The 7,456-nt window shown below is 64.9% G+C and carries 8 protein-coding genes; 3 read left to right on the top strand and 5 right to left on the bottom strand.

The window, feature by feature from the left end; genetic code table 11:
* Positions 1 to 286: 286 nt before the first annotated feature.
* The 3 genes from ACWEKS_RS48515 to ACWEKS_RS48505 form a co-directional block, all read right to left on the bottom strand.
* Complete coding sequence (locus ACWEKS_RS48515; RefSeq protein WP_452346470.1) at positions 287 to 808, bottom strand: hypothetical protein; 522 nt, start codon at positions 806 to 808, stop codon at positions 287 to 289.
* A 596-nt stretch (positions 809 to 1,404) separates the two neighbouring features.
* Entirely contained in the window at positions 1,405 to 1,845 is a 441-nt protein-coding gene (locus ACWEKS_RS48510; RefSeq protein ID WP_452346469.1) for a hypothetical protein, read from the bottom strand.
* A 501-nt stretch (positions 1,846 to 2,346) separates the two neighbouring features.
* A complete protein-coding gene (locus tag ACWEKS_RS48505; RefSeq protein WP_452346468.1) occupies positions 2,347 to 3,066 on the bottom strand; it encodes a DUF4232 domain-containing protein in 720 nt (239 codons plus the stop codon).
* Positions 3,067 to 3,464: 398 nt separating this feature from the next.
* On the opposite strand from ACWEKS_RS48505, the gene ACWEKS_RS48500 reads away from it, so the two are divergent.
* Positions 3,465 to 3,881: a nuclear transport factor 2 family protein gene (locus ACWEKS_RS48500; RefSeq protein WP_452346467.1), complete on the top strand. Its 417-nt coding sequence runs from the start codon at positions 3,465 to 3,467 to the stop codon at positions 3,879 to 3,881.
* Between the two features lie 183 nt (positions 3,882 to 4,064).
* On the opposite strand, the gene ACWEKS_RS48495 is transcribed toward ACWEKS_RS48500, so the two are convergent.
* Both ACWEKS_RS48495 and ACWEKS_RS48490 read right to left on the bottom strand, forming a co-directional pair.
* Positions 4,065 to 4,538: a hypothetical protein gene (locus ACWEKS_RS48495; RefSeq protein WP_452346466.1), complete on the bottom strand. Its 474-nt coding sequence runs from the start codon at positions 4,536 to 4,538 to the stop codon at positions 4,065 to 4,067.
* Between the two features lie 405 nt (positions 4,539 to 4,943).
* Positions 4,944 to 5,522 (bottom strand): TetR/AcrR family transcriptional regulator, encoded by a 579-nt coding sequence (locus ACWEKS_RS48490; RefSeq protein ID WP_452346465.1) that lies wholly within the window; start codon positions 5,520 to 5,522, stop codon positions 4,944 to 4,946.
* Between the two features lie 130 nt (positions 5,523 to 5,652).
* Here ACWEKS_RS48490 and ACWEKS_RS48485 point away from each other — a divergent pair, with 130 nt between their 5' ends.
* Positions 5,653 to 6,546 (top strand): NADP-dependent oxidoreductase, encoded by an 894-nt coding sequence (locus ACWEKS_RS48485; protein ID WP_452346464.1) that lies wholly within the window; start codon positions 5,653 to 5,655, stop codon positions 6,544 to 6,546.
* Between the two features lie 416 nt (positions 6,547 to 6,962).
* A partial coding sequence (locus tag ACWEKS_RS48480) for a preprotein translocase subunit SecY (RefSeq protein ID WP_452346463.1) occupies positions 6,963 to 7,456 on the top strand: 494 nt, incomplete at its 3' end.

Here is a 7,456-nt window from a genome sequence, read left to right as displayed (position 1 = left end):
TCACACCGGCAGCCCCGCCATGGGCGAGGCGGTCGCCCGCGCCATCGCCCGTTTCGCACAGTCCGATACCAATCGGATCAGCTAGACGGCGGCAAGCGGAGGCGACGACGGGCACCCGCCGTGGTAGGCGTCCTCAATCATCGAGCTATGGGGAACATCCGCTCATGTTTGCGGGCTCAGGCGGTCAGCGCGTGGTGTCGGAAGATCAACTGGCCGTGCTGATCCGAGGCTGGCGGAACCTCCGCAGCCACCGATGACAGCGCCCGGTCCGGATGCTCCAGTCGGTCTACCAGCGGACCATGGGTAGGGGCCGGATGGGGTGTGCCAGTGCGTAGGTGGCGGCTCGGCGGGCGAGGAACATGTGAAATCCGAGGTAGGGTAGCTGTGCGACAACGGATTTGACGTCGGCGCGTGTCAGTGGGTGATAGACGAGTCCGCGGCTGGCGTCGATGCGGTCGGCGACACGGAATGTTTCGGACAGTCGATCGTTGGTGCCGCGCAGTCGATGATGATCGAGCACCATCCGCCGGGTTCTCTCGACATCGTCGATTCCGAACTCTGCGGCGTGTTGTGTAACCAACTGCGCCGAGGGTTCGAGGTAGTCCCAGGTTCCAGCCGTCCATATGCCCAGGTCATGTACGGCCCATGCCAATGCCGCGGTGTCGGGCACTGGTTCGCCCAGTAGTAACTGCTGGTAGTTGAGGCTGCGCAGTACGTGATTTCGATATTTTGGTAACTCGTCACCCAGCTCACGGTGATACCGGTCCAGTACTGCGTCCACTACTGGATGGGAAGTGTGAATCTGCATATCTCGCCCCCGCGTATGCCGAATCGAATGTGATTCAGACACTACACAGATGTTGGGAGTTCGGTCATCACCGAGTGCCGAACACGGCCCGATCCCGCGATCACGCCACTCGCACCGAACCCGCCTGGTCCACTTCACGATCCGGCCGAAACTGTAGTCCGCAGTGCCGACATCCGACCCAGCCGGCTCACAGCCATGCCCGGCCGTGGTCAAGGCGAGTGGGCTCTATGCCGCAATCCACGCGGCCCGGCCGAGCAGCATATTGCCGATGAGCGTGCGAGGGTTCATCGGCCCGATCTGCCATTGCCGACCGGGTATTCCGCATGGATGTCGCCGCCGACTCCTGCCGCATCCGCGCTGACCGATGCGGCCAGCGCGGGGCGGTGGAAGCTCAACCGGCCGCGGCCATCCGAGGACCGCCGAACGCACCGCGATGCCGATGACCGAGCAGTATCGACTGACAACGTCGGTGGATGTCAGCGACCACGAACTGTGCGCAGTCGGGATACTGCCGGCCCAGACAGAATCGAAAGCGGCTGTTCTTGCCGCCCTGCCCGCGTCAAGGGTCAAATGATCAGGCTGCCGCGTAATCCGGTCTAGGTGGTCGTGGTGCCGGACCAGCCGAAGTCGAAGCTGTGTCCCTTCGAATTGCACAGGATCCCGCCGCGCCCGCCACCACTGCACGTGGCGCCCGCGTAGGTGATGGTCGAGCCGTATCCGTTGCCCTGCGGGAGGGTGTTGGCATCGGAACGACCATATGGACCGAACACGCCGAAGGTCGGGTGCGCGGGCAGGAACGGCACATCGATGGCGAGATCGGTCACCGGAATCATGTTCAGCCACCTGGCGATGCCGGACGCGATGTCACAACCCGTCGTGCCATCCGACTTGATCGAACACTGTGCGGGACCCACATTGAAGTAGACGGTGTCACCGATCATGTAGTCGTTCGGATTCACCGCATCCGCATTGGCGGTACCCGCACAGGCCATCGAAATCGCTGCTGCGGCCACGGCCACACCAGCGAAGGCACGCATTATCATTCGTTCTCCCCTCTGAGTTCGGTCCGACCAGATCTCGGACACTGCACGTTCCCTTGAAGTAGCGAGTTTTCTTGAGCCAGTTAACGATACGATCAGATGGCACGAAATCGAAGCAATCGGTGAAACCACCATCGGACTGCCCTCGAGAGATCGATCCTGACGATCGGTTCGCGCCGGAACCGGTCCCCGCGGCCTGCTCCTGGCTAGCCGAACGACCCGGTTCGGAACGCATTGTATGCACCTTCTCCGCCGCGGAGTGCGCGGTTCGAAACGGCCATGGGCTCAGTGTCATGGGCCCTGGTCGCAGACCATTGACTGCCGCACAGCACTTCACGACCGTCAACCCCTTTACTCTCGCCGAGCTGTGGAGTGGACGTGGCGAATGTGCCCGAGGAAACCGACGTGGCCGGGATCATCGATACATGCGGTTCTTCCGTGGCCGGCCCTGTGCACCACAGTGATTCCTGGGCGCCGGACGGCGGGGAGTTGCTCGGGCTACGGGGTGATGGGGTGGATGACGACCGAGCAGGGGTACATGCTGCCGGTCTCCACCGGTTGGGTGGCGGTCATGTCGGGTGGGGTGACGTTGAGGGTGTGGGATACCGGGCAGGGGCGGCCGTTGTCGGTGGTGGTGCTTTCGACGATGGCGTGGGCGGGCTGCCCCGGCTTGATCGTCACCTGCTGTGGGGTCAAGAAGCTGTGGTCGGGGTTCTGACCCCAGACGGCGCTGTACAGGGAGCGCCGGGCGTGCACCCAGTTGTTGCCCGGGGCCCACATGTCGACGCCGGGGTAGCCGACCATCCAGCACGAGGTGTCGCCGGTGGTTTCGAAGATCAGCGCGGTGCCGGCGTAGTTCTGATTCAGGGCTGCCAGGTTTTCGGCGCGGACGTGGATCTGACCGTTCGTGCATTCCGTGATGGGCGCGACCGTCGGCGTCGGCGCCGGGGTCCCGGTCGAACCATCGCCCGGGACCCCGGCGCCGGATGGCTGCCCGCCGCTGGAATCCGGCGAGCCCCCCGGCCCCGGCGAAGCAGGCGCACCGCTGGGTGCCGGCGTCCCACCCGAACCCGTCGGACCGCCGGTCGGGACCGAGTTCGACACGGTGGCCGGACCCGGCGAAACCGTCAGTGACCCATTTCCGTTCGCGGTGCACCCAGCGGTCACCGCCACCAACACGCCGGCCAACACTGCCACACCCGCGGCATTTCGCATCATGATCCGATCACTCCCTCGTTCGCGCCGTATCCCGTTGCGCTGCAAACCGATCGGCGACACTGCTGCAACGATTGATATATCCGCGCAACCGCCCCGAGTGTTAGCGAACAAGAATGTTCCCAATCTCCGATGCGGCGTATACCCCCCGGGTCGGAGGGGGGCGCTCCGCTGCCGGCGGTTACGGCGAGCCCGCCTCGACTATCTACCGGCCGTGTGCGGTCATGCCGCATACCGCGCTGACCGAACAGGCCAGTGCGGGGCACGGAAGATCAACGGGCAGAGCGCCGTACGACCGCCTGCCGTGCGCGCTCATGCCGAGTTTGGTGCATCACGCAAACTCGGCGCACCCGACATTTGATGACTACACTGCGTAGTAGACAGGTTGGCGAGGGGGTTGGGTGGAAGACGATGTGATCGCTCGATTCTGTGCGGCAACCACGACGGGCGACGTCGATGCTGTGATCGGCACGTTGGCGGCGGACGCAGAACTGGTGTCGCCGCTGGCCGGTCACGCGGTCTTTCGTGGCCATGATGATCTGCGTGTGGTGTTCTCGATTCTGCTGCCTGCCTTGACTGGATTTACCTGGTATCACGTGGTCAGGGGTGACAGCACTGCCGTCGCAGTGGCCGAAGCGCGCGTCCTGGGTGTGCGGATCGGGGACGCGATGATGATCGAACAGGACACCGATGGCCGCATACGACGCCTGACGCCACACGTTCGTCCCTGGTTGGGACTGACGCTGTTGGCGGTCGTCCTCGGCCCCAAGCTCGTTCGACATCCTGCGGTGGTCCGGCGAGCCTTCGCGCACGCTTGAACCCAGCCGGATGGAACCTGCCTCGTTTCAACGGTGCCGCGCCCAGGTTCGTCCTGCGTCGAACGCACTATCCTGCCGCATACCGCGCTGAGCGAACCGGCCGGGTGTGGTCGCACCGGAGCACGCGGCTGGACATGCAGGACGGGGGAAACGCGTGACAATGGCAGCAGCGTCACCGCGAAGTTAATCGGAATCGGCACCGGGTTGCGCCAGCTGACGGATACCGCTGGTCAGAGCCTCAACTTCACTGCGGGGGAAAGGATAGCCCCATCGGTCCAGGTATCCCTGAAAACCGTAACGTCGCAGGACGTCACGAAAACAGATGCACACTGAGGCGGCGAGTGTCCAGACGGTCTGGCAGCTGTGCCACAGCTGAGTTCCTGACGAGTCGGGCAGATCGTAGTTGGCAACCTCGAGCAGCCGGATGTCGATCTCATTTCCCCGGCGACGAAACAGCCATCGATAGACGGTCGGCTCGGCCTCGAACTCGGCGCGGGCCTCGGGAAGGCCGCGCACGATGTCGGTGACCGCTCGCAGGAGATATTGCGGTGCACCGGTGACGTAGGAGGCGACCGCCGTTGCGTCGGTGTTCTCATCGGACACACGAACATTCGCCCAACCGAAGTCTTCCAGCTCCCAGTCGATGGACATGCTCATCGTCGGTGCCTCCTGGCTTGAAGATCGGAGACACGGCTCCACGAATGGATGGTAATGCCGCTGACAGCGCTGACCGAACCGGCCAGCGCAGCGCGCCGGCGGTCGGAACCTGGTGCGGTGCAGAACCTCCGCTACTGCCGAGTTGAGGGCGTTCAATCCGGCAACCGACATGTTCGACCCGCCGCCGAGTCCGGCCGAGGCGAAGCGGGTATTGCTGATGAGATCTGATGTCCTCCAGTGGTTCCGGGATGTGTTCCCGTTCAACGAACTGAGCACGTAGTCAGCGGTAGCGCACTATTTTGCCGCAATACCGCCGAAGATCGAGGGCAGCCAGGGCGGCCCGGTCCGCGTAGGGCCGGTTGGGGTCCAGCGGCAAGTGCTGCGATGGCAACAGCATTGCGAACCTCAGGCGGGTCGGGCGGTCTCCCAGGCCGCTTCGATCATCCGGAAGATTTCGTCCACCGCGGCCTGTGGATCGGCTGCCTCACGGGCCAGTGAGTAAGCGTCGATCACGAACCGCGCGATCGCCTGGCTTGCCGTGCTGGTGGGCGGCTGGCCGAGATCCGCGGCGATGGCCGCCGCCAGCGACTTCGCGTGGCGCAGCCGCATCGACTCCTCGTACTTGCGCAGGGCGGGTGTCCGGTCGATCAGATGCCAGATCGGCGCGGCGCCCTCGGCCGCGCAGTGCCGCACCATCGCGTGGATCTCGTGCCGCAGCGCGGGGATCAGTGGCTCGTCCGCCGACCTGCCGGTGACCGCCCGGGTGAGGCGCTGCTCGAAGTTCTCGTCCTGCTCGAAGACGAGGGCCTCTTTCGAGGCGAAGTGGGAGAAGACGGTGGTGACGGCCACGTCGGCCTCGGCGGCGACGTCGCGGATGCCCACCGCGTCGTATCCGCGTTCCAGAAACAGTGCGAGCGCGGTGTCGGCGATCTTCTGGCGGGTCGCGGCCTTCTTGCGCTCACGACGCCCGGTCGGCACGGTCATCGCTTGATGCTATCAGCTGCAAAAATGCATCGGTGTCGAATTCCTAACGGTTAGGCAAGCGACTATAGCGCCAACCGATACGAAATCACAACCGTTGCAAAAGGCTAACCGTTAGTCATAACGTGGAGGCATGAAGGCAATGCGCTTCGCCGAGTACGGCGGCCCGGAAGTCCTGAAACCGGTAGAGGTGGCCGAGCCCCACGCCGGCCCCGGCCAGATACGCATCGCCGTGCGGGCGGCGGGAGTGAACCCGCATGATTGGCGGGTCCGCGAGGGACAGTTCCGGCGGATCCACCCGATCCCGCTGCCCGCCGGCGTCGGACAGGACGCATCGGGCGTGGTGGACGAGATCGGCGACGGCGTAGTCGGTATCGAGGTCGGCGAGCCCGTGTTCGGCCGGGGTTCGAACACCTACGCCGAATTCGCCGTCCTGTCCTCCTGGGCGCGCATACCCGAGGGATTGGGCTTCGCCGAAGCGGCGGGGTACCCGTCGGTGGTCGAGACCGCGATACGGATCATCCGTCTGGTCGGCGTCCAGCCGGGACAGACGCTGCTGGTCAGCGGCGCAGCGGGCGGAGTCGGGTCGGCGGTGTCGCAGATCGCCCGCGAGCGGGGAATCAAGGTGATCGGCACGGCCGGTGCCGCGAACCAGGATTACGTGCGAAGCCTGGGCGCCGTCGCCATTACCTACGACGCAGGTTGGGAGGAGCGAGCACGCCGGCTCGGCACCATCGACGCCGCCCTCGACCTCAACGGCGCGGGCGTCATCCGCGGACTCCTCGACCTGACCGGAGACCCGGACAAAGTGATCACCATCGCCGACCTCGAGGCGCCGATGCTCGGTATCCGATTCGCCGGTGTCGGCGGCAGCATGCCCGAAGCTCTCGCCGCGGCCGCCGACCTCATCGCGCGCGGGAAGCTCCACATCCCGGTCGACCGGTCATATCCCCTCACCGAGGCCGCGTCCGCGCACGCCGACAGCCAGGCCGGGCACACCCGCGGACGCCGGGTCCTGCTCGTCTGAACCGATCGTCCCCGGGCCGTGGACCCATTTCGGCACCTACACTCCCTCCGGTCGGAGCGGCGCGCGCGTCGTGCCCCATCGCGATCGACCAGACGGCCAGTCGGCCATCGGTTGATCGCGACCCTGCAGCGCGGCGAGGAGAACCTCGGGAACTGCCGCATACCGCGCTGACCGAACTGGCCAGCGCGGGGCATCGGAAGATCAACTGGCCGTGCCGATCCGAGGCCGGCGGAACGTCCGCTACTGCCGAGTTGAGGGCATTGCGAGTGTCATTTCCAGGTCCCCGGTTCCCTCCATCGGGGGAGGGCGGATTACACCTCGCGGCCGACGTGGGTAGGAGCGACCGTCCGTAGCGTCTGAGATCTCCAGGACGGGATCGATCGTATGTCCTGCAATCACATTCGCCAGGAGGATCTGTGCTTTCCGCCATTGCGCCGGCCGTGCGGACCCCAGACTTACGACGGAAGATCCTCTTCACGCTCGGTCTGATCGCGTTGTATCGCCTCGGCGCGGTGCTGCCGTCACCAGGTGTCGACTACAAGTCCGTCCACACCTGTATCGGGATCGTCTCCGGTGGCGAATCAGCCGGAATCTACCAGCTGATCGACCTCGTCTCCGGCGGTGCGATGCTGCAACTTTCGGTATTCGCGATCGGCATCATGCCCTTCATCACCGCCAGCATCATCACTCAACTGCTAACCATCGTGATCCCACGATTCGAAGAGCTCCGCAGCGAAGGGCAATCCGGACAAGCCAAAATCACGCAGTACACCCGGTATGTCGCAATGGCGCTAGCGGTCTTGCAGGCAACGACCCTGGTCGCGCTCGCCTCCCGCGGTCAGCTGCTGCGTGGCTGCCAGAAGGACATCCTCGACGACACCTCGATCTTCGGCATGATCATCATCGTGCT

The sequence above is a fragment of the Nocardia sp. NPDC004711 genome, assembly GCF_053601595.1.
This window is presented reverse-complemented; position numbering and strand designations above follow the sequence as displayed.

Excerpts from the sequence above, each read along its gene's own strand:
- ACWEKS_RS48495 (WP_452346466.1), bottom strand. The coding sequence starts at position 4,538 with ATGAGCATGTCCATCGACTGGGAGCTGGAAGACTTCGGTTGGGCGAAT.
- ACWEKS_RS48510 (WP_452346469.1), bottom strand. The coding sequence starts at position 1,845 with ATGCGTGCCTTCGCTGGTGTGGCCGTGGCCGCAGCAGCGATTTCGATG.
- ACWEKS_RS48485 (WP_452346464.1), top strand. The coding sequence starts at position 5,653 with ATGAAGGCAATGCGCTTCGCCGAGTACGGCGGCCCGGAAGTCCTGAAA.
- ACWEKS_RS48515 (WP_452346470.1), bottom strand. The coding sequence starts at position 808 with ATGCAGATTCACACTTCCCATCCAGTAGTGGACGCAGTACTGGACCGG.
- ACWEKS_RS48505 (WP_452346468.1), bottom strand. The coding sequence starts at position 3,066 with ATGATGCGAAATGCCGCGGGTGTGGCAGTGTTGGCCGGCGTGTTGGTG.
- ACWEKS_RS48490 (WP_452346465.1), bottom strand. The coding sequence starts at position 5,522 with ATGACCGTGCCGACCGGGCGTCGTGAGCGCAAGAAGGCCGCGACCCGC.